This is a genomic window from Limnohabitans sp. (assembly GCF_038134685.1).
Classification (GTDB): Bacteria; Pseudomonadota; Gammaproteobacteria; order Burkholderiales; family Burkholderiaceae_C; genus Limnohabitans_A.
Genome location: NZ_JAYPVP010000017.1, coordinates 16,065 through 40,516, shown reverse-complemented (window position 1 = coordinate 40,516; position 24,452 = coordinate 16,065). Strand labels below are relative to the sequence as shown.

Genomic DNA, 24,452 nt, shown 5'->3' with positions numbered 1-24,452 from the left:
GACTCAGGCCTTTAGCATCAGAGCTTCAAGCTTGAGAGCATCCGCACAGAAAGCGCGAATGCCTTCAGCCAGTTTTTCAGTGGCCATGGCGTCTTCGTTCAGGGCCAGGCGGAACGAGGCTTCATCGAAAGACACAGCAGGCAGATCCATTGTCTTGGCCACATCGGCATTGAGCGCTTGAGGCAACGGTGCCTCTGTAGCGGCCAGCTGGGCCAGCAAATCGGGGCTGATGGTGAGCAAATCGCAACCGGCCAGCGCGGTGATCTGACTCACGTTACGGAAAGACGCGCCCATCACTTCGGTGCGGATACCGTGCTTTTTGTAGTGGTTGTAAATGGCCGTGACCGACTTCACACCGGGATCGTTGGCGCCAGCGTTGTCAGCTTCCACCCAATTCGCCCCTGCAGATTTTTTGTACCAGTCGTAAATGCGGCCCACAAAAGGCGAGATGAGTTGCACGCCCGCCTGACCGCAAGCCACCGCCTGGCAAAAAGCGAACAGCAAAGTCAGGTTGCAGCGGATGCCTTCCTTTTCCAGCTCCGCTGCGGCCTGAATACCTTCCCAGGTGGAGGCAATCTTGATCAAAACCCGATCGCGCCCGATGCCTTGCGCTTCGTACAGCGCCATGATGCGGCGCGCACGCGCCACCGTTGCGGCGGTGTCAAAACTCAAACGCGCATCCACCTCTGTGGACACACGGCCCGGCACGTGTTTGAGGATTTCCTGGCCAAAACGCACCAGCAAATGGTCCATAACCACATCCAGCGCTTGCCCCTTGTGCGCAGCCACCGTCTCGCTCAGCAGCGGCGCGTATTCTGGCTTTTGAACCGCTTTGAGAATAAGCGACGGGTTGGTTGTCGCATCCTGCGGCTTGAACTGCGCCAGTTGCAAAAAGTCGCCAGTGTCGGCAACCACCGTGGTGTGTGTTTTGAGGGCTTCGAGTTGGTTCATGAGAGTGCTTGGGAAAAAGTGTCTGGATTATCTTTGAAACAAAGTTACATGACAATTTCATATTCAAGTAACTCGCTAATTTGACGAACGCCTCCTTTGGTTTTGCAAACGATTGTTTCGCTCCATAATCACGAAAATGAGCCGCATCACCAGCAAGCCCACCCGACTGCAAATGGCAGATATTGCCCGAATGGCTGGGGTATCAGCATCAACTGTTTCAAGGGCACTGAGCGGGAGCTCGCTTGTCAATGCCGAGACAAAAGAGCGAATCGGCGACCTAGCCCGGCGAATGAACTACCAGGTCAATATCGGTGCCGCCAACCTCCGAAAAGGTGCCATTCGCAACGTAGGCGTCATCGTGCTCGGACAAAGCCTGCAATCCATTTCAGATCCTTTCATTTTGAGCCTGATCGGTCACATTGCAGATGCGCTCGACGTCAAGGGACTCAATTTGCTACTTCAGCGTATCACGCCCGAACGAGAGCCTGACATCGCTCAACTCTACGCTACAGGACAAGTTTCCGGCCTGCTCATCATTGGCCAGCTTACGCGGCATGAAACCCTTAACGAGCTCCATGACCAACACGTCCCCATGGTGGTCTGGGGAGCTAAGCTTCCCGATAGTCACTACCCTGTCGTCGGTGGGGACAACTACCTGGGCGGCTTGCTGGCAACCAGCCATCTTGTGGAGCAAGGTTGTCGTGAATTGGCGTTTCTGGGTGATGTGCAACATCCCGAGGTGATGCTTCGCTATCAAGGGTATCTGCAAGCCCATGTCCTCGCGGGCCTCCAAGCCGACCCACGCTTGTACAAACCCATCACATTTGGCGATCAGGCCATGCGTCAAACGCTGAGTGATTGGCTCGAACACGGCGTTCACTTCGACGGCATCCTGGCCACCAGTGACGTTGCAGCCCATTCCCTGATTGCTGCACTGAAGGAAAAGCAACTGTCGGTGCCCGAAGATATTCGCGTCGTTGGCTATGACGATGTCCAAATGTCCTCCTATCTACACCCAACACTGACATCTGTTCGACAACCTACCGAGCAAGCAGGCCACATCATGGTCGAACTGTTGCTGAAACGCTTGAACCATGAGGACGTACAGTCCGTGATGCTGCCCACCACATTGAGCATCCGCGAAAGCAGTACCGCTTTAACCAACGCCTGACCGCCTGCCTCAGCCGCACGTACACAACGCTGCCGCACCTGTAATTAATTTACCTGAATAGGTAATTTTGAACGGAACAAAATTACGGGTAAACCCCAAATTGCAATCGTTTGCAAAACAGTCAAAATACGCTTACAGCCAAATCATCACGGCTGTTCCCAACCCGTTAACGATGGAGACACATCCCATGAAATTCAAGCTCAAAACAATTGCTTTGGCCGCTCTGGCCCCATTGGCTTTGGCCAGCGCCCAAGCCGCCACCATCACCATTTCCTGCGGTTCCGTGGGCCAGGACTTCGAGTTCTGCAAGAAGACCACCTCCGAGTGGGCCGCCAAAACCGGCCACGAGGTCAAGCTCTTCACCATACCCAACAGCACCACCGACATCCTGGCCCTGTTCCGCCAGATGTTTGCAGCCAAGTCCGCTGACCTGGACGTGGTCAACGTCGACGTGGTCTGGCCTGGCGTCATCAAGGATCACCTGATCGACCTCAAGCCCTACAGTAAAGGCGCTGAGAAGAACCACTTCCCCGCCATCGTGGCCAACAACACCGTGGACGGCAAGCTGCTGGCCATGCCCTGGTTCACCGATGCCGGCCTGCTGTTCTACCGCAAGGACCTGGTTGAAAAATACGGTGCCAAAGCCCCCACCACCTGGGAAGAGCTGGCAGCCACCGCCAAGAAAATCCAGGACGGTGAACGCGCCGCTGGCAACAAGGACTTCCAGGGCTTCGTTTTCCAGGCCAAGGCCTACGAAGGCCTGACCTGTGACGCCGTCGAGTGGATCCACTCCTACAAGGGCGGCAACATCGTCAACGACAAGGGCGAGATCACCATCAACAACCCTGGCGCCGTCAAGGCCCTCAAAACAGCTGCTTCCTGGATTGGCACCATCGCTCCTCAAGGCGTGCTGAACTACGCTGAAGAAGAAGCCCGTGGCGTGTTCCAGAACGGCAACGCCGCCTTCATGCGCAACTGGCCCTACGCCTGGTCGCTGGGCAACGGCAAGGACAGCAAGATCGCCGGCAAGATCGGCGTGTCTGCCCTGCCCAAAGGCGGTGCTGATGGCCAAAACGCTGCCACCCTGGGCGGCTGGCAGCTGGCGGTATCCAAGTACTCCAAGAACCCCGAAGCCGCAGCTTCCCTGGTCATGTACATGACCAGCCCCGAAGTGCAGAAAATGCGCGCGATCCAGGGTTCCTACAACCCCACCATCGCCTCGCTCTACCAGGACAAGGACGTGCTGGCCGCAAACCCCTTCTTTGGCAGCCTCTACAACGTGTTCACCAGCGCCGTGCCCCGTCCTGCAACGGCCACAGGCCTGAAGTACCCCGAGGTCAGCGCCGCCTTCTGGAACGCCACCTCTGACGTGCTCTCCGGCAAAGCCAGCGCTGAAGACAGCCTGAAGAAACTGGAAGGCAAACTCAAGCAGATCAAGCGCAACGCCTGGTAATCTGACTGAGCCCACCGGCCGGCTGCGGGCCATTCGCTTGCAGCCGGCTTTTTCCTTTGAAACATACGCTCCATGAACAACAAGACCCGAACCGCCTGGCTGTTTCTGGCCCCCATGCTGATCGTGCTGTTGCTGGTGGCCCTGTGGCCGCTGGGACGCACCATCTGGTTCAGCTTCACGGATGCCAACATCAACAACCTCGACGCTGCCAAATTCATCGGCTTCGAAAACTACTTTGGCGAATACGGGCTGTTTGCCAACCCCAATTACACCGATGGCTTCTGGTCCAGCGACTGGGGCACAGCCATCGTCAACACGCTCAAGTTTTCCGTCGTCTCGGTCACCATCGAAACCCTGATGGGGCTTGGCGTGGCCATGCTGCTCAACCAGGAATTCAAAGGCCGCGCCTGGGTGCGCGCTGCCGTGCTGGTCCCTTGGGCCATCCCGACCATCGTCTCCGCAAAGATGTGGGGCTGGATGCTGCACGACCAGTTTGGCGTGATCAACCAGTGGCTGGTGGACTGGGGCCTGCTGGCCGAAAAACTCGCCTGGACCGCCGACCCTGACTTTGCGCTGTGGACCGTGGTCACTGTCGACGTCTGGAAAACCACCCCTTTCATGGCGCTGCTGATCCTGGCCGCCCTGCAAACCCTGCCCAAGGACTGCTACGAAGCCGCCAAGGTCGACGGTGTGCACCCTCTGCGCGTGTTCTGGAAAGTGACCTTGCCCCTGATCAAGCCCGCGCTCATGGTGGCGGTGATCTTCCGCCTGCTCGACGCGCTGCGCGTGTTTGACCTGATCTATGTGCTGACCTCCAACAACAACAGCACGATTTCCATGTCCGGCTTTGTGCGCCGCGAAATGGTGGACAACGGCTACATGGGCTACGGCTCTGCGGCTTCCACTGCACTGTTTTTGATCATCGGCCTGTGCACCGTGGCCTACATCAAGCTTGGCCGCATGAAGATGGCGGAGGACTGACTCCATGAAAACCCCATTGTTTGGGCGCATTGCCCTCTACCTGGCAGCCACAGTAGTGGTGCTGCTCTCTGTCTACCCGTTTCTGTACGCAGTGACCACCTCGTTCAAAAGCGGCGGCGCCTTGTTCGAGCCCACGCTCTGGCCGTCCTCCTGGTCACTGGACAACTACATCTCCTTGTTCACCCTGGCCGAGCAACCCTTTGGCAGACACATCTTCAACTCCATCCTGGTGTCCGTTCTCGTGGTGGTGATTTCGCTGTTCATCGGCGTCACTGCTGCCTATGCGCTCGGTCGCATCCAATTCAAGGGTCGTGGCCTGCTGCTGACCACGGTGCTGTCGGTGTCCATGTTCCCGCAGGTGGCGGTGCTGGCAGGCATGTTCGAACTCATCCGGTTTTTGGGCATTTACAACAAGGCCCTGGGCCTGGTGCTGCCCTACATGATCTTCACCCTGCCCTTCACGGTGTGGGTGCTGACCACCTTCATGAAGCAACTGCCCAAAGAGCTGGAAGAGGCCGCCATCATGGATGGTTGCAGCCCCTGGCGCATCATCAAGGACGTGTTCATGCCCTTGCTGTGGCCCGCTCTGGTGTCCACTGGCCTGTTGGCCTTCATCGCAGCCTGGAACGAATTTCTCTTTGCGCTGACCTTTGTGCTCGACAACAACGAGCGCACTGTGCCTGTGTCCATTTCGCTCATCTCAGGCGCCAGCAAATACGACATCCCCTGGGGCAACATCATGGCCGCCTCCGTGCTGGTGACGCTGCCACTGATCGCGCTCGTGCTGGTCTTCCAGAAAAAAATCGTTTCGGGCCTGACTGCTGGCGCGGTCAAAGGCTGAGTCTCATCCAAGAACCCTCATGAACAAAGCACCCAACAACAACTGGTGGCGCGGCGGCGTCATCTACCAAATTTATCCACGCTCCTACCAGGACAGCAATGCTGATGGCATCGGCGACCTGCCCGGCATCACCGCCCGGCTGGAGCACATTGCCAAACTTGGTGCCGACGGCATCTGGCTCTCGCCCTTTTTCAAGAGCCCGATGAAGGACTTTGGCTACGACGTCAGCGACTACTGCGACGTCGACCCGATGTTCGGCACCCTGGCCGACTTCAAAGCCCTGGTTGAGCGCGCCCACGCACTGGGCCTGAAAGTCATGATTGACCAAGTGCTCTCGCACAGCAGCGACCAGCACCCCTGGTTTGTGGAAAGCCGCGCCAGCCGCGACAACCCCAAGGCCGACTGGTACATCTGGGCTGACGCCAAGAGTGACGGCAACCCGCCCAACAACTGGCTGAGCATTTTTGGCGGAAGCGCCTGGCAATGGGACACACGTCGCTGCCAGTACTACATGCACAACTTCCTCACCAGCCAGCCCGACCTGAACTTCCACAACCCCGAGGTGCAGCAGGCCCTGTTGGACTCGGTCAAGTTCTGGCTGGACCTGGGCGTGGACGGCTACCGCCTGGACACCGCCAACTTCTATTTCCACGACCAGCAGTTGCGCGACAACCCCCCGCGTGGCGAGCCCCCGCGCGACAACCCGGACCCGGCCGTCAACCCCTTCAACCCCTACGCTTGGCAGTGGCACCACTTCGACAAGAGTCGCCCCGAGAACCTGCCCTTTTTGCAAAAGCTGCGTGCGCTGCTCGACCAATACCCCGACACCACCATGGTCGGCGAAATTGGCGACGACGACGGCCTGGCCCGCGTGGCCGAATACACCAGCGGTGGCGACAAGCTGCACATGGCTTATTGCTTTGACCTGCTGGGCGAGCCGCACAGCGCTCCCTTCTTGCAAGGCGTACTGCAACGCTTTACAGAAGTGGTGGGTGACGGCTGGCCCTGCTGGGCCCTCTCCAACCACGACTGCGTGCGCTCGGCGACACGCTGGGGCGGCGCGCAGCCCGATCCCCGCCTGCTGCGCCTGGCCGCCGCCTTCCAGGTCAGCTTGCGTGGCACGGTGTGCCTGTACCAAGGCGAAGAGCTCGGCCTGCCCGAAGCCAACGTCGCTTTTGAAGACCTGCAAGACCCCTACGGCATCACCATGTGGCCCGAATACAAAGGCCGTGACGGGTGCCGCACGCCCATGCCTTGGCAGGGCGATGCACCACACGCCGGTTTTTCGGACGCTGCACGCACCTGGCTACCGCTGGATGCCGCCCACCGGGCCCTTGCAGTGGATCAGCAAGCGGGCCAACCCGGCAGCCTGCTGGGCTACTTCACCCAGTTGCTGGCCTGGCGCAAACAGCAACCCGCGCTGATCCACGGCAGCATGACCGTCTGGCCCAGCCACCCGCAGGTGCTGGTGTTCGAACGTGAACACCAAGGCCAGCGCGTGCTGTGCGCTTTCAATTTCAGCGATGCACCTGCCCTTATCGAACTGCCTGCAAGCTGGCAACAAGCCCATACCTTGAGCGGCAGCGGCTTGGCTGGCGGCCAACACCAGGGCAGCGCCCTGCACTTTGAACCCTGGGGCGGTCTGCATCTGCAGGCCTGACGCCCACATCCGAGGAACACACCATGTCCCGCATTGAATTCAAAAACGTCTGCAAGCGCTACGCTGAGGGCCTGCCGCTGACCATCCACAACGCCAACCTCACCATCGAAGACGGTGAGTTCTGCGTTTTCGTTGGCCCCTCGGGTTGCGGCAAATCCACCTTGCTACGCATGGTGGCTGGCCTGGAGGACATCAGCAGCGGCGACCTGTCGATCGGCGGCGAACGTGTCAATGACTTGGCTCCTGCACGACGTGGCGTGGCCATGGTGTTCCAGAGCTACGCGCTCTACCCGCACATGACGGTGCGCGAGAACATGGGCTTTGGTCTCAAAGTGTTTGGTGCCAATGCAGCAGACATCGACAAAAAGGTGCGCGAAGCCGCCGAGATTTTGCAGCTCACCCACCTGCTCGACCGCCTGCCCAAGGCTTTGTCGGGCGGCCAACGCCAGCGTGTGGCCATTGGGCGCGCGATCGTCAAGGAACCGCGTGTGTTCCTGTTTGACGAGCCGCTGTCCAACCTCGACGCGGCCCTGCGCGTGCAAACCCGCCTCGAAATCGCCAAGCTGCACCACCGCATTGGCACCGCCAGCATGATCTACGTCACCCACGACCAGGTCGAAGCCATGACCCTGGCCGACAAGATCGTGCTGCTGCGCGCTGGTGAAGATGTGCAGACCAAAGGCTCGATTGCCCAGGTCGGCTCGCCGCTCACCCTCTACCACCGCCCGGCCAGCCTGTTTGTGGCCGAATTCATTGGCTCGCCCAAGATGAACATCCTGGAAGGCACACTGGAACAAGCCAATGCCATGACCAGTCAGCTGCGTGTCCACGGCACGCCTTTTGAAGCCGCTGTGAACGCCACGCGCCTGGCTGCCGGAGCCAGCGTGTCGGTCGGCATCCGCCCCGAAGACATGCGTCTGGCCGCTGGTCCAGGGGCCAATGTGCTCAGTGGCCACATTGAACACATCGAAAAGCTCGGCGAAGCCTCGTTGCTGTACTTGAACACCCCTGCGTCCACGCAACTGGTCACCGTCAAGGTGGAGGGCACCACCGCCCAGCGCACTGGCGAAACGGTGCATGTACAGTGCCCAACCGAGAGCCTGCACGTGTTCGACGCCGAAGGCGACGCCTGTCACCGCACACCCGAGCTGCCTGCATGACCCTGCCTGCCTGAGCCTGCACCATGTCCAAGCGCCTGCCGATCGACTTTCGCACTGCGGTTGTCTACCAGATCTACCCCCGCAGCTTTTGCGACAGCAATGGTGACGGCATAGGTGACCTGCCCGGCATCACCGCCAAGCTGGACCATTTGCAGGCTTTGGGCGTCAACGTGGTCTGGCTCTCGCCGATCTACGCATCGCCGCAAGACGACAACGGCTACGACATCAGCGACTACCGCGCCATCGCACCCGAGTTCGGCACCCTGGCCGACTTTGACGCCATGATCGCGGCCATGCATGCGCGCGGCATCCGGCTGATGATGGACCTGGTGGTCAACCACAGCTCTGACGAACACGCCTGGTTCCAGCAGGCCCGAAGCAGCCGCGACAACCCCTATCACGACCACTACATCTGGCGCGAGCCGCGCATCGGTGACGATGGCCATCGTCAGCCTCCAACGAACTGGGAAGCCGCCTTCAATGGCTCGGTCTGGGAGTGGAACGAGGCCACTGGCGAGTACTACCTGCACATGTTCAGCCGCAAACAGCCGGACCTGAACTGGGAAAACCCCCGCCTGCGCTCTGAGGTCTACGACATCATGCGCTTCTGGCTCGATCGCGGCGTGGACGGCTTTCGCATGGACGTGATCAACATGATCAGCAAGCCCTGGCGCGAAGACGGCAGCCTGCCGGACGCGCCTGTGGTGCGCCCAGGCTTTTTGCAGCCGGGCTTTGCCCTGAGTTGTAACGGCCCGCGCCTGCACGAATTTCTGGCCGAAATGCGACGCGACGTGCTGGACCACTACCCCGGCTGCATCACCGTGGGCGAAGCGCCGCTGGCCACTGTTGAAGAAGGCCGCGCACTCACCCACCCGACAGCCGGCGCACTGAACATGCTGTTCCAGTTCGAGCACATGGATCTGGACAGCGTTGGTGGCCATGTGAGCGGCAAATGGGCGCTCAAACCCCTGGACTTGCGCGACATGAAGCGCACCATGCAGCGCTGGCAAGACGCCCTAGATGGGCAAGGCTGGAACAGCCTGTACCTGAGCAACCACGACCAGCCCCGCCCCGTTTCGCGTTTTGGCAACGACAGCCCCGCGCACCGCGTGGCCAGCGCCAAGATGCTGGGCACCTGGCTGCATGGTTTTCAGGGCACACCGTATGTGTACCAGGGCGAAGAACTGGGCATGACCAACGTTGCCTTCGCCAGCGTGGACGATTACCAGGACATCGAAATCCGCAACTACTGGCGCACCGCCGTCATCGAGCGCGGTGAAGACCCCGCGCAAGTGCTGCGCAGCATCCACGCCAAAGGCCGCGACAACGCCCGCACACCCATGCCCTGGCGCGCTGATGCGCCTCAGGCCGGATTTACCAGCGGCACGCCCTGGCTTCAGCTCAACGCCAACTGGCCCGAGGTCAATGCACACACTGCAGCGCAAGACCCCGACTCGGTGTTCCACCACTACCGCCGCCTGATCGCCCTGCGCCAGCAGCACCCCATTCTGGCGCTGGGCCAGACCACCCTGTTGCTGCCCGAGCACCGCCACATTGACGTCGTCCTTCGGCAATGGCAGAACCAACGCTGGCTGATCCTCAGCAACTGGAGCGATGCCATCCATGCCGTAGACCTGCCGCACGACCTGGTCACGAGGCCAGCCCAACTGCTGCTGGGCAATGGGCCAGCGCGACGCGGCTTGGCCGACGAGCGCCACCACGGCGACGCCGCCATTGCCCTGAACACTCTGCAGTTGCAGCCCTGGGAAGCCTTGATCGTTTCACTCGCCTGAAGGGCCTCTGCAATTTTTCGCACCGGTGATGTAACCCTGCTTGCCAAAAACATGAAACAAAGTTACATTACATTCCTGTTGTTTCATGTAACCCAATAACCAACATGGCATTCGATCTCGTTTTCTTTGGCGGCACCGGCGATCTGGTCTGGCGCAAACTCATGCCCGCCCTGTTCCAGGCCTTCCGTCATGGCACTTTGCCTGAGGGCGGGCGCATCATCGGCGTGGGCCGCGATGACCTGAGCGACCAGCAGTACCGCGACAACATCCAGGCCAAGTTCGCACAGGTCGATGGTGACAAGCGCCCCAACAACGAAGAGTTCGCCCGCTTTGCCGCCCTGCTGTGCTATGTGCGTATGGACCTGTCCAAGCCCGAAGACTACGCCGGTCTCAAAGCCCGTCTGGCCGAGCGCCAGACTGACAGCGTGGTCATGTACCTGTCCACCGCGCCGAGCCTGTTCACCACGGTGTGCGAGCAACTCGCCGCCAGTGGCCTGAACACCGCCAAAACACGCATCGTGCTCGAAAAGCCGCTGGGCCACGACCTGGCGTCCAACCGCGCGATCAACGCAGCTGTGGGCAAGGTCTTCAAGGAACAGCAGATCTTTCGCATCGACCACTACCTGGGCAAGCCCTCGGTGCAAAACCTGTTTGCACTGCGATTTGGCAACGCGCTGTTCGAGCCGCTGTGGCGGCGCGAGCACATCGCCAACATCCAGATCACCATGGCCGAAGAGCTGGGCGTGGAAAAGCGCGGTGGCTTTTACGAAGGCACCGGTGCGATGCGCGACATGGTGCAAAACCACGCGCTGCAACTGCTGTGCGCGATTGCGATGGAGCCGCCCATCAACGCCCATGCTGACGCCATCCGTGACGAAAAGCTCAAGGTGCTGCGCGCCCTCAAGCGCTGGACCCCCGAAACACTGAGCCAACACGTGATCCGCGGCCAGTATGGAGCCGGCAATGTGGATGGTCACGCCGTACCCGCTTACCGGGATGAGCAAGGCGTCGACCCTGCGAGCAACACCGAAACCTTTGTCGCACTGCGCACCGAAATTGCCAACTGGCGCTGGGCCGGCGTGCCGTTTTACATCCGCACCGGCAAACGCATGGCCTCGCGCGAGGCGCATATCGAAATCAACTTCCGTCAAACCCCGCACCAGATCTTCCAGAGCCCTGCTGGCCAGGTCAACAAACTGGTCATTCACCTGCAACCGAAAGATGGTCTGGAGCTGCACCTGTTTGCCACCGGCCAAAGCAAGCGCGGCGCCGGCAGCGGCAACCAAAGCCTGACGCCGGTCCATCTGGATCTGGACTTTGACAGCCGCTTTGGCAGCGAGCGCGTGGGCGCCTACGAGCGCCTGCTGCTCGACGTGCTCGACGGTCGCCTCAACCTTTTTGTACGCAGTGATGAGCAGGAAGAAGCCTGGCGTTGGGTCGAACCCATCCTGCAGCACTGGGCTGCCGATCCAGTGGGCCCACGCCCCTATGCTGCAGGCACCTGGGGGCCCAGCGCATCGAGCGCCATGATCGCCCGTGACGGCTTTTGCTGGAGCGAGGAAAGCTGAGACCGCTCCTACAATGAGCTGAATATTTCTGGAGACCGGCATGCTCGACCGCATCAAGGCATCACTACCCTCTCTGGCCCCAGCTGAACAGCGCGTGGGCAAACTGGTACTGGCCGACCCGCGCGCGTTTGCCAACTTGCCTGTGACCGAGCTGGCCGATCGCGCCCACGTCAGCAAGCCCACCGTGGTCCGTTTTTGCCGCAGCATGGGCTATGACGGCCTGTCCGACTTCAAACTCAAACTCGCGGGCAGCGTGAGCGAAGGCGTACCCTTCATTCACCGCAGTGTCGATGTGGACGACAAGACCAGCGACATTGCCGTCAAGGTCATTGACAACACCGTGGCGGCTTTCCTCAAGTACCGCAACGACGCCAGCTCCTTCGCGCTGGAGCACGCTGCACAGGCCCTGGCCGACACGCAAAAAACCGGCCGCCGCATCGAGTTTTATGGTGTGGGCAACTCCGGCATCGTGGCGCAGGATGCGCAGCACAAGTTTTTCCGCCTGGGTGTGCACGCCATTGCCTACAGCGACGGGCACATGCAGGTCATGAGCGCCTCCATGCTGCAGCCCGGTGACTGCGTGGTCATCATTTCCAACTCGGGCCGTACCCGCGACCTGATGGACGCCTGCGACATTGCCAAAAAGCGCGGCGCCACCACCATTGTGATCACTGCCAGCGGCTCGCCCCTGGCCAGCGCTGGCAACATCCACCTCACCGCCGACCACCCGGAGGGCTATGACAAATACAGCCCCATGGTCTCGCGCCTGCTGCACTTGCTGATCATCGACATCCTGGCCACCACCGTGGCCCTGCGTCTGGGTGAGACCCTGCAACCCCTGCTGCGCGACATGAAAAACAACCTGCGCAACAAGCGTTACACCTGAGGTCAGCCGCCATGCATATCGCCGTCATGGGCGCCGGTGCCGTGGGCTGCTACTACGGCGGCCTGCTGGCGCGTGCGGGCCACACCGTCACCCTCATTGCCCGCCCGTCGCATGTGCAGGCCATTGCCGCGCACGGCCTTCGCCTGCAAACCGCCACGTCTGACGAGCACATTACCCTGAACGCCAACAGCGATGTGGCTGCGCTCAAAGATGCCGAGCTGGTGCTGTTTTGCGTCAAGTCCTCCGACACCGAAAGCGCAGGCGCTCAAATGAAGGCCTACCTGCGCAAAGACGCCACCGTGCTCAGCCTGCAAAACGGCGTGGACAACGCACAGCGTTTGCAAGCCGTGCTCGGCCAGGACGTGATTGCCACAGTGGTTTACGTGGCCACCGCCATGGCCGGTCCCGGCCATGTGCAGCACTTCGGCCGCGGCGATCTGGTGCTGGGTCAACATGCTCGCAGTGAACAACTCGCAGAGCTGCTCAGCCAAGCAGCCATTCCCAGCACGGTCTCGAACAATGTGCAAGGCGCCTTGTGGACCAAGCTCATCATCAACTGCACCTACAACGCTGCCAGCGCCATCACCCAACGCCCCTATGGCGAGCTGGTGCAGCAACCGGGCATGTGGCAGCTCATGCGAAGCGCCCATGACGAATGCATCGCCGTGGCACACGCAGCAGGCGTGAGACTGGACGCCCCGCTGTGGCCCATGATCGAAAACATTGCCCGCACCATGCAGGGCCAGTATTCATCGACCGCGCAAGACCTGCAAAAAAACAAAGCCACCGAGATTGACCATCTCAATGGCTTCATCGTGCGGCAAGGCCAGCAGCTGGGCGTATCCACGCCGGTCAATGCGGCGCTGCAGACCCTGGTCAAGGCCTTGCAGCCTTGACCCTACAGGTCAACTGAAAAACACCCTCACCAGCCCCAGGCTGATGATCGGGAAAAACAGCAAGGCCAGCATGCGCAGCGCATCCCAGGCCAGGAAAGGCACCAGGCCTTTGTAGGTCTCGCTCATCGGCACGTCCTTGGCCAGGCTGTTGACCACATACACGTTCAGCCCGATCGGTGGCGCAATCAAGCCAAAGCTCACCGTCATCAACAGCAAGATGCCAAACCACAACGCCTTGGACTCGTAATTCAAACCCCACAAATCCAGCCCCATGACCGCCGGAAAAATCACCGGCAGCGTCAGCAACAGCATGGACAGCTCGTCCATCACACAGCCCAGCAGGATATAGAGCAGCAGAACAGCGCCCACAATGCTCAAATCCGGTATGGGCAAAGCAGCCACCCATTCGGCCACATGCTTGGGCATTTCGGTCAGCGCCAGGGTGGCATTCATCATGTCGGCACCCAGAAAAATCATGAACACCATGCCCGTGGTCTCGGCCGTAGAGACCAGCGAAGCACGAATGCCCGGCATCTTCAGCTCCCGCTTGGACAACCCGGCCACCAGCGTCAGGAAAGCACCAACACCAGCGCCCTCTGTCGGCGAAAACACACCGCCGTAAATGCCACCAAAGACAATCACGAAAATCAGGCTGATGGGCCAGATGGACCACAAAGCCTGGCCACGCTCGCGCCAGGGCAAACGATCCATCAAGGGCGCCTGATCGGGCCTGGCGCGTGCATACAGCCCCACCACCATCACATAACCCAGCATGGCCAGCAGGCCGGGCACCATGGCCGCTGCAAACAGCTTGGCAATGTTCTGCTCGGTCAAAATCGCATACACCACCAAAGGCACCGAAGGCGGAATCAGAATCCCCAAGGTTCCGCCACTGGCCAAGGCAGCCGTAGACAAGCGCCCCCCGTAACCCAGACCCCGCATCTGTGGATAGGCCACCTGCGTGATGGTGGCCGAAGTCGCCACCGAGGAGCCACAGACCGCGCCAAACGCCCCGGCAGACAAGACCGAGGCCATGGCCAACCCGCCGCGCACATGACCAATCAAGGCCGCTGCAGCGCGAAACAGATCGCGGCTCAAGCCGCCTTGCGAGGCGAACTGCCCCATCAACAAAAACAAGGGAATCACGCTCAACTCATACACCGTCAGTCGCGCCACCGCGCTGCCCTTGAGGAAGTTGATGGTGTTCATCGAATCCGTCAACAACCAATAGCCTGCGACACCCGGCACAAACATGGCTGCTGCAATCGGCACACGCAGCGCCATCAACACCAGCATGGACACAAACATCATCACACCCAGCTGGGGACCCATTGCGCTCATGCCTGCACCTCCTGTGCATCTTTCGAAGTCAGGCCGATCAAGCCCTGCAGCACCGCGATCACGGCAGCCAGCGCCAGTCCGGGCGCCAAAGAGGCATACGCCCACCACATGGGCAAGCTGATGATCATGGTCGTCTCGCCCGCTTCCCGCACGGACAGTGCACCTGCACTGGTCCGCCATGCCAGCAAGGCATACACCAGCGCCAGAAAGAACTGACCGAAAGCATCGAGCACGCGCTGCGTGCCTGGCGACGCTTTCTGAGTGAAGAAATCCACAATGATGTTGGCCCGCTGCACCTGCGCGTAGGGCAGACACAAGGAGATCCCGAGGGCAATGCCCATCTGGGTCATTTCCACATCCCCGGCAATCGGCTGATCCCACAGTGCGCGCATGACCACGCTGGCCACCATCAAGACAGCCACCAGCAGTGCCACGGCCGCCCCCAGCGAACCGAACACCGCACACAAAGGCCCCAAACGCCTGAGCACATCACGCATGCATCACTCCTGCAAAACAATGGCCCCACCCTTGCAGGCGGGGCCATGAGGACACGACAAATTACTTGCTGTGTTTCTTGATCAGATCACGCGCGTCCTGCAGCATTTGCTTGCCCGGCAGGCCGCGCTTGTCCATGTCAGCTACCCACTCGTCATACAAAGGTGCCGAGGCCTTGATCCAGCGATCGGTCTCTTCGGCACTGACCTTGATGAAGGTGTTGCCACGGTCCTTGGCCGCTTTCTGGCCCACGGCAGTGGCTTCGTCCCAATAACGGCCAATGGTACGCGAGAGGCCGCCACCGCTGTGCTTGTCGATCACCTTTTTCAGGTCAGCGGGCAGACTGTCGTACTTGGCCTGGTTCATGGCAAACACAAAGCCTGCGGTGAACATGGAGGGACGGTTGTCGTCGATCTCGGTGTGGAACTTGCTCACCTCCTGCAGCTTGAAGGAAGGAATGATTTCCCACGCCGTCAGGAAGCCGTCGATCGTACCCTTGGTCATGGCGTCGGCCACTGCCGGAATCGGCATGCCGACTGGCGTGGCCCCCAGGCGAGACAACAGTTTGGTCGACTGACGGCTGGCCGCACGAATCTTCAGGCCACGGAAATCGGCCATCTTGGCAATCTGCTTGCCCGAGGTGCTCACGAAACCGGGGTCATGCACCCAGGTGGCCAGGATCTTGGTATCGGTAAATTCCTTGGTGGCGTACTTCTGATAGAAGTCCCAGGCCGCGGCAGAAGCCACTTCGGCATTGTTGGTCATGAAAGGCAGCTCAAACGCTTCCATGATCGGGAAGCGCCCCGGGGTGTAACCGGGCAGCGTCAGCACCACATCGTCCACGCCATCCTTGACGCGGTCCACCAGCTGCGCCGGCGAGCCACCACCGGTCATGGCCGGCAAAATCTGGCAACGCATCTTGTTGCCCGAATCCTTGGCAATCGCTTCGCACCAAGGCTCGACCACACGCTTGTGGCCCATGGCCACGGTGGGCCACATGTGGTGCAGCTTGAGCACCACCTCCTGGGCCTGGGCCGAAGCCACACCAGCCAACGTCAATGCCGCCGCAGCGACCTGAACCATCCGTACTTTCAAAGCCATCACTGTCTCCTTTTGGGGTTAAAAATCAAACCATGGCCGGCGACTGCAACCAGCGCAGCAAAGCCTGCGCCACGGCTTGCGGCCGCTCCATCGGGGCCATGTGGCCCGCGTCTTCAATCACTTCCAGGGTGCTCTGCGGCAACAGCGCTGCCATCGCTTCGTGTTGTGCAGGGGGCGACCAGCTGTCCTGCGCGCCACACACCAGCCACACCTGTCCGGGAATGCTTTGCAACTGCGCAGTGGCATCCGGGCGTGCCAGCAGCGCCTGAATTTGCGCCTCGAAATGCCCCGTATCGCGCCGCGCAAACATGGCCACAATCTCATCCAACAGACCTGCGTCCGACAAACGCTGCGGATGCACCATGCCCTGCACCCACACCCGCGCCATGGCCTGCACGCCATCGCGTTTGGCCGTCGCCAACAAGGCGTAGCGCTTGTCCACTTCGGCCTGGCCGGCTTCGCCAGCGGGGCAAGCCGCAAAACCGGTGTCCAGCAAAGCCAGGCGCCGCACCCGCTCGGGCGCCAAACGCCACATCTCCAGGGCCACACGCCCACCCATCGAATGCCCGGCCACATCCAGCGGGCCGGGGTAGCGCTGCAAAATCTGCTCGGCCATTTGCGTCAGGCTGTTGGCGCGCCCATGGTCGGGCACCACCGCGCCCAGCCCGGTAGCGCCCATGTGCGTGCGCATATCGGCCCACACCGTGTGGTCACACATCAGTCCTGGCACCAGCACCAAGGTTGCGTTCATGGTCATGAAGGTTGTTTACAAATCCAGCGTCAGTCGCGCGGTTTTGCTGCGTGAGCAGCAGGGCATGATCTGGTCGCCTTTTTCCTGTTCTTCGGGCAGGAGGTAACTGTCCCAGTGATCCGGTGTGCCGCACAGCACCTTTGTGACACAGGTGCCGCAAATACCTTCCGAACACGAAAACGGCACCTCCACCCCCGCATCCAGCAAAGCCTGCAACAAGGTTTTGTCCGCCGGCACCTGCACCGTGATGCCACGCTGCGCCAGCTGCACCTCAAACGCAGCGCCGTCTTCGATCAAAGGGTTGTCTTGCGCGCTCATGAAGCCTCCTGTTGTTCTTGTGCCAAAAAGCGGTCGATCACGCGGCGCGCCTGCACACCGCCCGAGTCGATGTTGAGCATCAGCAATTTACGCTCGGGCCAGCGCAGCAGGTTGGCTTGCTGGCGCTCCAGCATCTCCATGTCTTCACCAAAAATCGTGCCCTGTCCTTTGCGGATGCTGTCGGTCAGCGCCGCGTCGTCGGGCTTGAAATTGCGCGCCATGCCCCAGTGGTACCAGTGCGAGGTTTCGGTCTCGGGCGTGATGAAGTCCACCACCACGCTGTAGGCCTTTTTGTCTGCCGGTGCGTCAAAGCCACCGTGCCCCTGCAAGGCCACGCCCACGTCAATCATGATGTGGCTCGGCGGCGTAAAGCGGCAAATCTGCCAGCGGTCCACCTTGGCTTCGGGGTCCAGGCCATTGGCCTGCATCGCCATGCGCCAGAACGGCGGCGCCTGAATGCCTTCCATGTGCCGCTGCAGCACCACCTTGTCGCCGTCCACCTTGGTATCGCAAGGTGTTTCGTCAATCTCGGGCTGGCCAATGCTGGTGGCGTGCACATAGGTCTCGTGCGTCAGGTCCATCAGGTTGTCGATCATCAGGCGGTAGTCGGCCTTGACGTGGTACAGCCCACCGCCATAAGCCCAGGCCGGGTCGTCGAAAAAGCTGAACACCGGCATCTGCGCCACGTCGGCCTTGCTCTGATCGCCAGGCCACACCCACACAAAACCGTAACGCTCCACCACCGCATAACTTTTGACCGCCGGGAAGCCGCGCACGCGCTGGCCCGGCATGCTCACGGCCTTGCCTGTCCCATCCATTTCCAGGCCGTGGTAGCCGCAGCGCAGCTGGCCTTTGCACACCTTGCCCAGCGACATGGGCGCGCCGCGGTGCGGACAAAAATCTTCTACCGCCACCACCTTGCCACTGCCGTCACGGAAGAACGCCATCTTCTCGTTGCATATGGTGCGTCCCAGAGGCTTGTCGCCCAAGGCGTCCAGATCGGCCAGGGAACAGGCCACATACCAGGTGTTCATCACAAACATATCCATCTCCGCATTCAAAGCCCGGCTCAAGCCGAGCGAATCAATTGCACGCCGGGCAAGCCCTGCCCGGCCGGTGCGCGCAACGCCTGCTGCATGTTTTGCCGCGCCAGACGCGAGTGCTCGCGCATCAAGGCCTCTGCACGCCCCGCCTCGCGCCGCGCAATCGCCTCCAGCACCTGTCGGTGCTGGTACTGCGCCACCACCAGGGCATCACGCGCCGCCGCATCGCCCACACGCACACCCACAAAACCCGAAGGCGAGGCAAACGGCAGCGCCGCCGCCCGCTCAATTTCATTGCGCAGTACTTCGCTGCCCGGCATCTCGGTCAACAAACGGTGAAAACGTGCATTGAGCTCCACATAGCGAGAGAACATCGCCTCGCTCAGCGACGCATCGCGCAGCGCCTCGTCAATCTCGTCCAGACAGGCACGGGCCTGCTCCAGCACCGCCGCGCGCACACCGCGCTCGGCCGCCAACCGTACCGCCAAACCTTCCAACGTGCCACGCAGCTCAATGGCGTCGGCCACCTCCTGCTCCGAAAACGTGCGCACCACAAACCCGCCGTTGGGCAGCGCCTGCAACAAGCCCTCTTGCTCCAGCTTGACCAAAGCCGCACGCACCGGTGTGCGCGACACGCCCAAGCGCTGCGCCAGCATCACCTCGGTCACGCGGCCACCCGCAGGCAAGTCCCCAGCGAGCACCCATTCGCGCAAGCGCAGCTGCGCCTTGACCGCCGCAGAAGCGGAGTCTTCCAGCACACCATCGGGCTCGGTTTGACGACGCAAGGCATTCATGCCGCAAATCTCCTTGGGTCGTAATGTATACAAGGAATCCCGAAAAATCCCCTAATTTGCACAATATTTAAGCAAATTAGGGTTTTTCTGTATGCAATCAGGCGGGCCAGTAGAGGCGCACCCGCGTCCCTCGCCCATCGCGCACGGGGCTGTGCACTTGCACTTGCGCGCCGTGCTGACGCGCAATTTCCTGAACAATGGCCAGGCCCAGGCCACTGCCACTGACACCCACCGCAGCAGCACGGTAAAAACGCTCGAACACATGGGCTTGATGCTCAGGCGCGATACCCGGACCGTTGTCCTCCACCTCCAGGCTACGTGGCCCCACCCTGACGGTGATGTGCACCCCACGCCCGCCATGGTGCATGGCGTTGTCAATCAGGTTGGCCAAGGCCTCCTGCAGCAACAAGGCATTACCGTGCACCACCACACGCGAGGCCAGCGCCTCAAACCCCAGATCATCGCCCCGCTCGTGCGAACGCCACAAATGGTCTTCCGTGACCTGCCGGGCCAGCGCCACCAGCTCGACTTCGGTGCTCTTGTCCATGTCCGGCCCATGCTCTGCGCGGGTCAGGCTCAAAAGCTGCGCGGTCAGCCGCACGGCATCGTCGGTGGTGCGCTGCGCCGCCTGCAGCAAAGCCGGGTCGCGCTCGGCAGGAGTTTGGCGTTGCATCAAGCCCAGCTGCGTCTTGAGTGCTGTCAGCGGCGTGCGCAGCTGGTGCGCAGCGTTGTCCAGAAAACGTTTACGAATGCCGATCAGGCGCCCCAGACGCTGGGTATAGCCATTGATGGCGCCCACCAAAGGCTGCAGCTCGCGCGGCCAAGGGCGGTCGGGCAAGCTGCGCAAATCGTCATCGGCTTTGGATTCCATCAGGTCACGCAACTGGTGCAAAGGCCTGACCGCACGGCGCACCGCCAAAGACACAAACACCGCCGCCGCCACCAGCAACAAAGCCTGGCTGCCCAAGGTCTCGAGCAAGATGGTTTGAATCAAAGCATCGCGTGCCTCGCGGGTTTCCACCACCGTCACATGCAACACCGGCGAGTCCACGCCATCGGTGGGCAAGACATGCGTCAAGCGGGCCAAGCGCACAGGCAAGGTGTTGTAGCGCGCATCTGCAAACTCCACCAAAGCAAAAAAATGCACCCGCTCCACATTCGCCCCCGGCGCGGGCAAATCGTGGGCGCCCAGCAAGGTCTGGCCCTGCGCATCGCTGACCTGGTAGAACAAGCGCGAGCCGGTATGGTTTTCGAACAAATAGCCGGTGCCCGGGCGCATCTGCAACACCAGCCGTCCGTTGTGGGATTGCAGGTCTTCCGCCAGGGTGCGCGCAGCCAGATACAAAGAGCGGTCGTAAGCCTCATTGGCAGCCTGTACCGCGCGGTCGTAGCCAAACCAGGCGTTGGCCCCTATCAGCACCAGCAAAGGCAACAGCAAGCCCAGCAACAAGCGCGAGCGCAGCGACAAGGTCTGGCGCTCAGACATCCTGCGCCGCACCCGTGGTCAACATATAGCCCATGCCGCGAAAGGTCGCAATGCGTACACCGCCCGCACCAGTCAGGCTCTCCAGCTTTTTGCGCAAACGGTGAATCAGCACCTCTACCGCTTCGAGCTCGGCCGCCTCGTTGCCAAACACCCGCTCATGCAGGCCCTCTTTGGACACTGGCCGCTGCGGCGACATGAGCAAAGCCTGCAAAGCCGCCACCTCGCGCGGGGTCAGGGCCAGCGCCTGACCTTGCCAGAGCACAGCCGATGCATCAGCCGACATCTCCAGCGCGCCCAGGCGCAAAACCGGCGAGCGCATACGCCCCGGTCGGCGCAACAAGGCCTGAATACGCGCCTCCAGCTCGGCCAGGTCAAAAGGCTTGGTCAAATAATCATCGGCCCCCAACTGCAGGCCCAGCACGCGGTCCGGCACGCTGGCCCGCGCCGTCAGCACCAGCACCGGCACATCGTCCCCCCGCTGGCGCAAGGTCTCCAGCACGCTCAAGCCATCCACTCCGGGCAACTGCAAATCCAGCAAGACCAGATCCAGCCCATGGCCAGGCTCCAGCGCCTGCAAAGCGGCCTGCCCGTCTGCCGCATGGCTGACGTCCAGCCCCGCTTGTCGCAAAGCCGTGGCCAGCCACACCGCAATGTCGGGCGTGTCTTCCACCAGCAGCACACGAGGGGTGAGGGTATGTACCAAGCTCAATTGACAGGTGATTGAAAGTTAGCAGCCCCGGCCCCGAACCACAATGCGATCCAAGGTGGCATGAGCCGTCTGTTTTTTCATTTTTACACAGGAGACTTCCATGAACATCAGCAAACGTGACTTCCTGAGCATGAGCGCCGCCGCTGGCGCCAGCCTGGTGCTGCCCGCCTGGGCCCAAGGCAAACCCCTGTTTGACACCATCAACATGTTCGTGCCCGCAGCCCCCGGTGGCGGCTGGGACGGAACCGCCCGCGCCATCGAACGCGCCGCCAAGGCCGCTGGCCTGGTGGGCAACATGGCTTTTGAAAACGTCGGCGGCGCCGGCGGCATGGTGGGCCTGCCCCGCTTTGTGAACCAGCGCAAAGGCCAGGGCAACAGCCTGATGGTCGGCGGTTCCGTCATGATCGGCGCCGGCATTGCCAACAAGAGCCCCATCACCATCAAAAACGTCACGCCCATTGCCCGCCTGACTGAAGAGGCTGGCGTCATCGTCGTGCCCGCCAGCGGCAAGATCAAGACCTGGAAAGAACTCGAAGCCGCCATCAAGGCCAACCCCAAGGCCGTGTCTGTGGCTGGCGGCAGCGCCGGTGGTACTGACCACCTGATTTTGGGCATGGTCATCAAAGCCTTGGGTCAAAGCCCACGCGACGCTGCTTATGTGGCCTTCGCTGGCGGTGGCCCCGCCAACGCAGCCATTCTGGGCAACCAGGTGGTGGCTGGCATCTCCGGTTACTCCGAGTTCGAAGAACAAATCAAGGCGGGCAAGATGATCCCGTTGGCCGTGTCGGGCAAGAGCCGCATTCCGGGCGTGAACGTGCCTACCCTGGTCGAGCTGGGCGTGAACGTCTCCGAGTCCAACTGGCGCGGCGTGTTTGCCGCCCCCGGGATCAGCGACAAGCAGCGCGAAACCCTGATCGACTTCGTCACCAAAGTCACCCAGTCTGCCGCCTGGAAGCAGGAGCTGGAAACCCGCAAGTGGACCAACGCCTTCATGACCGAGCGCCCCTTCGAGCGTGACCTGGCCAAGGACATTGCCGACAAGGAAGTGCTGATGAAAGAGCTGGGCCTGGCATGACCCCGCTGCGCGTCGCCCTCTTGCTGGCCGCCCTGTGCGGGGTGGCCGCCTGGCAGGTCAGTGTGATTCCCCAATCGCTCATGCAAATGACGGTTGGGGCCACACTGGTGCCTGCCGTGGTGACGGCAGGCCTGGCGGTGCTGACCGTGTTGTATGGCATCAGCGCCTGGCGGGGACGCCAGGCCGACGAGAGCCTTCAGGAAGACCAGACCCCCCTGCCCGGCGCCAACACCCGCATGGTGTTTTTGCTGGCTGGTGGTCTGGCCTTCATGGCACTGGTCATTCCCCTGGGTTTCATCATTCCTGGCACCCTGTGCGGCATGGGCGTGGCCCGTGCGTTTGATGCGCCGCTCAACCTCAAGTCCTTGACCATTTGCGGTCTGATCGCCACCACATTCTGGGTGGTGTTTGCCCAAATCCTGGGCGTGGGTCTGGGCCCAGGCTTGCCCTGGTTGTTGTAAGCCCTACCCTCTTCGGAGTTTTTGATGTCTTCTCTTGACGCCCTGCTGGCGGGCTTTGGCAACGCCCTGCAACCGGTCACCCTGATGTGGGGTTTTGTCGGCTGCTTTGTCGGCACCCTGATCGGGGTGCTGCCCGGCATTGGCCCGGCGCTGACCATTGCCCTGTTGCTGCCCCTCACTTACCACGTGCCCGCCACCAGCATGTTCGTCATGTTTGCCGGCATTTATTACGGCGCAGCCTATGGCGGCTCGACAACCTCCATCCTCATCAAGACACCGGGCGAAGCCTCGTCCATGATGACCGCGCTGGAAGGCAACAAAATGGCACGCCGCGGCCGCGCCGGCCAGGCTCTGGCGACCGCTGCCATTGGCAGCTTTGTGGCTGGCACCATCGGCACCCTGGCGCTGACGTTTTTTGCCCCCATGGTGGTGGAAGCCGCCCTCGCGTTTGGCCCGGCCGAATACTTCAGCCTGATGATTTTGTCGGTCGTGGCCGTGTCAGCCGTGCTGGGCAACTCCATGCTACGCGGCCTGCTCGCGCTGACCGTAGGCGCCCTGCTGGGCCTGGTGGGCATCGACCTGCAAACCGGCCAACCCCGCTTCACCTTTGGCGAAGCCGCCTTGCTCGACGGCATTGAAGTCACCGTGGCCGCCGTGGGCATTTTTGCGGTGGGCGAAGCGCTGTACCTGGCCTGGCAAGGCCGCGAGTCCAAAGCGGGCGAAGTCATGAAACTTTCGGGCAGCTTGTGGATGAGCAAGAGCGACTGGGGCCGCTCGTGGAAGGCCTGGTTCCGCGGTGCGTTCTACGGTTTTCCGATTGGGGCCATGCCTGCGGGCGGCGCCGAACTGCCCACGCTGCTGTCGTATTACACCGAGAAAAAACTGAGCAAGCACCCTGAAGAATTTGGCCACGGTGCCATCGAAGGCGTGGCCGGCCCCGAGGCCGCCAACAACGCTGCGGCAGCGGGCGTGCTCATGCCCCTGCTCACCCTGGGCATCCCGACCTCGGCCACCGCAGCCATCATGCTCTCGGCCTTTGAGGGCTACGGCATCCAGACCGGGCCACAACTGTTTGCCTCGCAAAGCAGCCTGGTGTGGACGCTGATCGCCAGCCTCTACATCGGCAACGTGATTTTGCTGGTGCTCAATTTGCCGCTGGTGGGCCTGTGGGTCAAGCTGCTGAAAATTCCGCCGCCCTGGCTGTACGCCGGCATCATCGTCATCTCCACCGCCGGGGTGTACGGAGCCGGTAACTCGGTCTTCAACGTGGGCCTGCTGTTTGCGTTTGGCCTGATCGGCTACGTGATGCGGCGCTTTGACTTTCCGGCCGCGCCGCTGATTGTGGGTTTGATTTTGGCGCCCATGGCCGAGCAATCCATGCGCCAGGCCCTGACCATCAGCATGGGCGACTGGACCACCTTCGCCACCCGCCCGCTGTCGGGCACGCTGCTGGCCATTGCCAGCCTGCTGCTGATCGCGCCGCCGCTGTGGCGGATGTTTGGAAAACGCTGAAAGCAA

At 61.4% G+C, this 24,452-nt stretch carries 23 protein-coding genes; 13 read left to right on the top strand and 10 right to left on the bottom strand.

The window, feature by feature from the left end:
* Positions 1–3: 3 nt before the first annotated feature.
* Positions 4–951 (bottom strand): transaldolase, encoded by a 948-nt coding sequence (gene tal / locus AAFM15_RS08550; protein ID WP_341686294.1) that lies wholly within the window; start codon positions 949–951, stop codon positions 4–6.
* 136 nt (positions 952–1,087) lie between these two features.
* Here tal and AAFM15_RS08545 point away from each other — a divergent pair, with 136 nt between their 5' ends.
* From AAFM15_RS08545 to AAFM15_RS08500, 10 genes are all read left to right on the top strand, one after another.
* Positions 1,088–2,122, top strand: a complete 1,035-nt coding sequence (locus AAFM15_RS08545; RefSeq protein WP_341686293.1) for a LacI family DNA-binding transcriptional regulator — start codon at positions 1,088–1,090, stop codon at positions 2,120–2,122.
* A gap of 187 nt (positions 2,123–2,309) precedes the next feature.
* Complete coding sequence (locus AAFM15_RS08540; RefSeq protein WP_341686292.1) at positions 2,310–3,575, top strand: ABC transporter substrate-binding protein; 1,266 nt, start codon at positions 2,310–2,312, stop codon at positions 3,573–3,575.
* Positions 3,576–3,647: 72 nt separating this feature from the next.
* Positions 3,648–4,556 (top strand): sugar ABC transporter permease, encoded by a 909-nt coding sequence (locus AAFM15_RS08535; RefSeq protein ID WP_341686291.1) that lies wholly within the window; start codon positions 3,648–3,650, stop codon positions 4,554–4,556.
* Between the two features lie 4 nt (positions 4,557–4,560).
* Positions 4,561–5,397 carry a carbohydrate ABC transporter permease gene (locus tag AAFM15_RS08530; RefSeq protein ID WP_341686290.1) on the top strand — a complete coding sequence of 279 codons (837 nt, stop codon included), beginning with the start codon at positions 4,561–4,563 and terminating at the stop codon, positions 5,395–5,397.
* A 19-nt stretch (positions 5,398–5,416) separates the two neighbouring features.
* Positions 5,417–7,057, top strand: coding sequence for an alpha-glucosidase family protein (locus AAFM15_RS08525; protein ID WP_341686289.1), 1,641 nt, complete (start codon positions 5,417–5,419; stop codon positions 7,055–7,057).
* Positions 7,058–7,080: 23 nt separating this feature from the next.
* Positions 7,081–8,217: a sn-glycerol-3-phosphate ABC transporter ATP-binding protein UgpC gene (locus tag AAFM15_RS08520; protein WP_341686288.1), complete on the top strand. Its 1,137-nt coding sequence runs from the start codon at positions 7,081–7,083 to the stop codon at positions 8,215–8,217.
* A 23-nt stretch (positions 8,218–8,240) separates the two neighbouring features.
* Positions 8,241–10,010, top strand: coding sequence for an alpha-glucosidase (locus AAFM15_RS08515; protein ID WP_341686287.1), 1,770 nt, complete (start codon positions 8,241–8,243; stop codon positions 10,008–10,010).
* Positions 10,011–10,114: 104 nt separating this feature from the next.
* Entirely contained in the window at positions 10,115–11,578 is a 1,464-nt protein-coding gene (gene zwf, locus AAFM15_RS08510) for a glucose-6-phosphate dehydrogenase (protein WP_341686286.1), read from the top strand.
* A 40-nt stretch (positions 11,579–11,618) separates the two neighbouring features.
* The gene (locus tag AAFM15_RS08505; RefSeq protein WP_341686285.1) at positions 11,619–12,464 is read left to right on the top strand and encodes an SIS domain-containing protein; all 846 of its coding nucleotides are present in this window, start codon (positions 11,619–11,621) and stop codon (positions 12,462–12,464) included.
* Positions 12,465–12,475: 11 nt separating this feature from the next.
* Entirely contained in the window at positions 12,476–13,360 is an 885-nt protein-coding gene (locus tag AAFM15_RS08500) for a 2-dehydropantoate 2-reductase (protein WP_341686284.1), read from the top strand.
* Positions 13,361–13,369: 9 nt separating this feature from the next.
* Here the strand turns inward: AAFM15_RS08500 and AAFM15_RS08495 are convergent, their stop codons facing one another.
* From AAFM15_RS08495 to AAFM15_RS08455, 9 genes are all read right to left on the bottom strand, one after another.
* Positions 13,370–14,701 (bottom strand): TRAP transporter large permease, encoded by a 1,332-nt coding sequence (locus AAFM15_RS08495; RefSeq protein WP_341686283.1) that lies wholly within the window; start codon positions 14,699–14,701, stop codon positions 13,370–13,372.
* Positions 14,698–15,198, bottom strand: a complete 501-nt coding sequence (locus AAFM15_RS08490; RefSeq protein WP_341686282.1) for a TRAP transporter small permease — start codon at positions 15,196–15,198, stop codon at positions 14,698–14,700. The genes AAFM15_RS08495 and AAFM15_RS08490 overlap by 4 nt, the downstream gene beginning before the upstream one ends.
* A 61-nt stretch (positions 15,199–15,259) precedes the next feature.
* Positions 15,260–16,297 carry a TRAP transporter substrate-binding protein gene (locus AAFM15_RS08485; protein ID WP_341686281.1) on the bottom strand — a complete coding sequence of 346 codons (1,038 nt, stop codon included), beginning with the start codon at positions 16,295–16,297 and terminating at the stop codon, positions 15,260–15,262.
* Between the two features lie 25 nt (positions 16,298–16,322).
* Complete coding sequence (locus AAFM15_RS08480; protein WP_341686280.1) at positions 16,323–17,054, bottom strand: alpha/beta hydrolase; 732 nt, start codon at positions 17,052–17,054, stop codon at positions 16,323–16,325.
* Positions 17,055–17,063: 9 nt separating this feature from the next.
* A complete protein-coding gene (locus AAFM15_RS08475) occupies positions 17,064–17,366 on the bottom strand; it encodes a 2Fe-2S iron-sulfur cluster binding domain-containing protein (RefSeq protein WP_341686279.1) in 303 nt (100 codons plus the stop codon).
* Positions 17,363–18,409, bottom strand: coding sequence for an aromatic ring-hydroxylating dioxygenase subunit alpha (locus AAFM15_RS08470; RefSeq protein WP_341686307.1), 1,047 nt, complete (start codon positions 18,407–18,409; stop codon positions 17,363–17,365). Before AAFM15_RS08470 ends, AAFM15_RS08475 begins: the two co-directional genes overlap by 4 nt.
* A gap of 26 nt (positions 18,410–18,435) precedes the next feature.
* Positions 18,436–19,203: a GntR family transcriptional regulator gene (locus tag AAFM15_RS08465; protein ID WP_341686278.1), complete on the bottom strand. Its 768-nt coding sequence runs from the start codon at positions 19,201–19,203 to the stop codon at positions 18,436–18,438.
* 97 nt (positions 19,204–19,300) lie between these two features.
* Positions 19,301–20,689, bottom strand: coding sequence for a sensor histidine kinase N-terminal domain-containing protein (locus AAFM15_RS08460; RefSeq protein ID WP_341686277.1), 1,389 nt, complete (start codon positions 20,687–20,689; stop codon positions 19,301–19,303).
* Positions 20,682–21,392, bottom strand: coding sequence for a response regulator (locus AAFM15_RS08455; RefSeq protein WP_341686276.1), 711 nt, complete (start codon positions 21,390–21,392; stop codon positions 20,682–20,684). Before AAFM15_RS08455 ends, AAFM15_RS08460 begins: the two co-directional genes overlap by 8 nt.
* A gap of 106 nt (positions 21,393–21,498) precedes the next feature.
* On the opposite strand from AAFM15_RS08455, the gene AAFM15_RS08450 reads away from it, so the two are divergent.
* Genes AAFM15_RS08450 through AAFM15_RS08440 form a run of 3 tightly spaced genes read left to right on the top strand, consistent with a single transcriptional unit; the run spans position 21,499 to position 24,446 of the window.
* Positions 21,499–22,473 carry a tripartite tricarboxylate transporter substrate-binding protein gene (locus AAFM15_RS08450; protein WP_341686275.1) on the top strand — a complete coding sequence of 325 codons (975 nt, stop codon included), beginning with the start codon at positions 21,499–21,501 and terminating at the stop codon, positions 22,471–22,473.
* On the top strand, positions 22,470–22,934 hold the full coding sequence (locus AAFM15_RS08445; protein ID WP_341686274.1) for a tripartite tricarboxylate transporter TctB family protein: 465 nt from the start codon (positions 22,470–22,472) through the stop codon (positions 22,932–22,934). The genes AAFM15_RS08450 and AAFM15_RS08445 overlap by 4 nt, the downstream gene beginning before the upstream one ends.
* 24 nt (positions 22,935–22,958) lie before the next feature.
* The gene (locus AAFM15_RS08440) at positions 22,959–24,446 is read left to right on the top strand and encodes a tripartite tricarboxylate transporter permease (protein WP_341686273.1); all 1,488 of its coding nucleotides are present in this window, start codon (positions 22,959–22,961) and stop codon (positions 24,444–24,446) included.
* Positions 24,447–24,452: the final 6 nt, after the last annotated feature.

Bases quoted from the DNA above. Each gene is read 5' to 3' on its own strand.
- AAFM15_RS08490 (WP_341686282.1), bottom strand. From the start codon at position 15,198: ATGCGTGATGTGCTCAGGCGTTTGGGGCCTTTGTGTGCGGTGTTCGGT.
- zwf (WP_341686286.1), top strand. From the start codon at position 10,115: ATGGCATTCGATCTCGTTTTCTTTGGCGGCACCGGCGATCTGGTCTGG.
- AAFM15_RS08535 (WP_341686291.1), top strand. From the start codon at position 3,648: ATGAACAACAAGACCCGAACCGCCTGGCTGTTTCTGGCCCCCATGCTG.
- AAFM15_RS08505 (WP_341686285.1), top strand. From the start codon at position 11,619: ATGCTCGACCGCATCAAGGCATCACTACCCTCTCTGGCCCCAGCTGAA.
- AAFM15_RS08485 (WP_341686281.1), bottom strand. From the start codon at position 16,297: ATGGCTTTGAAAGTACGGATGGTTCAGGTCGCTGCGGCGGCATTGACG.
- AAFM15_RS08515 (WP_341686287.1), top strand. From the start codon at position 8,241: ATGTCCAAGCGCCTGCCGATCGACTTTCGCACTGCGGTTGTCTACCAG.
- AAFM15_RS08465 (WP_341686278.1), bottom strand. From the start codon at position 19,203: ATGAATGCCTTGCGTCGTCAAACCGAGCCCGATGGTGTGCTGGAAGAC.
- AAFM15_RS08495 (WP_341686283.1), bottom strand. From the start codon at position 14,701: ATGAGCGCAATGGGTCCCCAGCTGGGTGTGATGATGTTTGTGTCCATG.
- tal (WP_341686294.1), bottom strand. From the start codon at position 951: ATGAACCAACTCGAAGCCCTCAAAACACACACCACGGTGGTTGCCGAC.
- AAFM15_RS08480 (WP_341686280.1), bottom strand. From the start codon at position 17,054: ATGACCATGAACGCAACCTTGGTGCTGGTGCCAGGACTGATGTGTGAC.
- AAFM15_RS08545 (WP_341686293.1), top strand. From the start codon at position 1,088: ATGAGCCGCATCACCAGCAAGCCCACCCGACTGCAAATGGCAGATATT.
- AAFM15_RS08460 (WP_341686277.1), bottom strand. From the start codon at position 20,689: ATGTCTGAGCGCCAGACCTTGTCGCTGCGCTCGCGCTTGTTGCTGGGC.
- AAFM15_RS08445 (WP_341686274.1), top strand. From the start codon at position 22,470: ATGACCCCGCTGCGCGTCGCCCTCTTGCTGGCCGCCCTGTGCGGGGTG.
- AAFM15_RS08470 (WP_341686307.1), bottom strand. From the start codon at position 18,409: ATGTTTGTGATGAACACCTGGTATGTGGCCTGTTCCCTGGCCGATCTG.
- AAFM15_RS08500 (WP_341686284.1), top strand. From the start codon at position 12,476: ATGCATATCGCCGTCATGGGCGCCGGTGCCGTGGGCTGCTACTACGGC.
- AAFM15_RS08520 (WP_341686288.1), top strand. From the start codon at position 7,081: ATGTCCCGCATTGAATTCAAAAACGTCTGCAAGCGCTACGCTGAGGGC.
- AAFM15_RS08540 (WP_341686292.1), top strand. From the start codon at position 2,310: ATGAAATTCAAGCTCAAAACAATTGCTTTGGCCGCTCTGGCCCCATTG.
- AAFM15_RS08530 (WP_341686290.1), top strand. From the start codon at position 4,561: ATGAAAACCCCATTGTTTGGGCGCATTGCCCTCTACCTGGCAGCCACA.
- AAFM15_RS08440 (WP_341686273.1), top strand. From the start codon at position 22,959: ATGTCTTCTCTTGACGCCCTGCTGGCGGGCTTTGGCAACGCCCTGCAA.
- AAFM15_RS08450 (WP_341686275.1), top strand. From the start codon at position 21,499: ATGAACATCAGCAAACGTGACTTCCTGAGCATGAGCGCCGCCGCTGGC.
- AAFM15_RS08525 (WP_341686289.1), top strand. From the start codon at position 5,417: ATGAACAAAGCACCCAACAACAACTGGTGGCGCGGCGGCGTCATCTAC.
- AAFM15_RS08475 (WP_341686279.1), bottom strand. From the start codon at position 17,366: ATGAGCGCGCAAGACAACCCTTTGATCGAAGACGGCGCTGCGTTTGAG.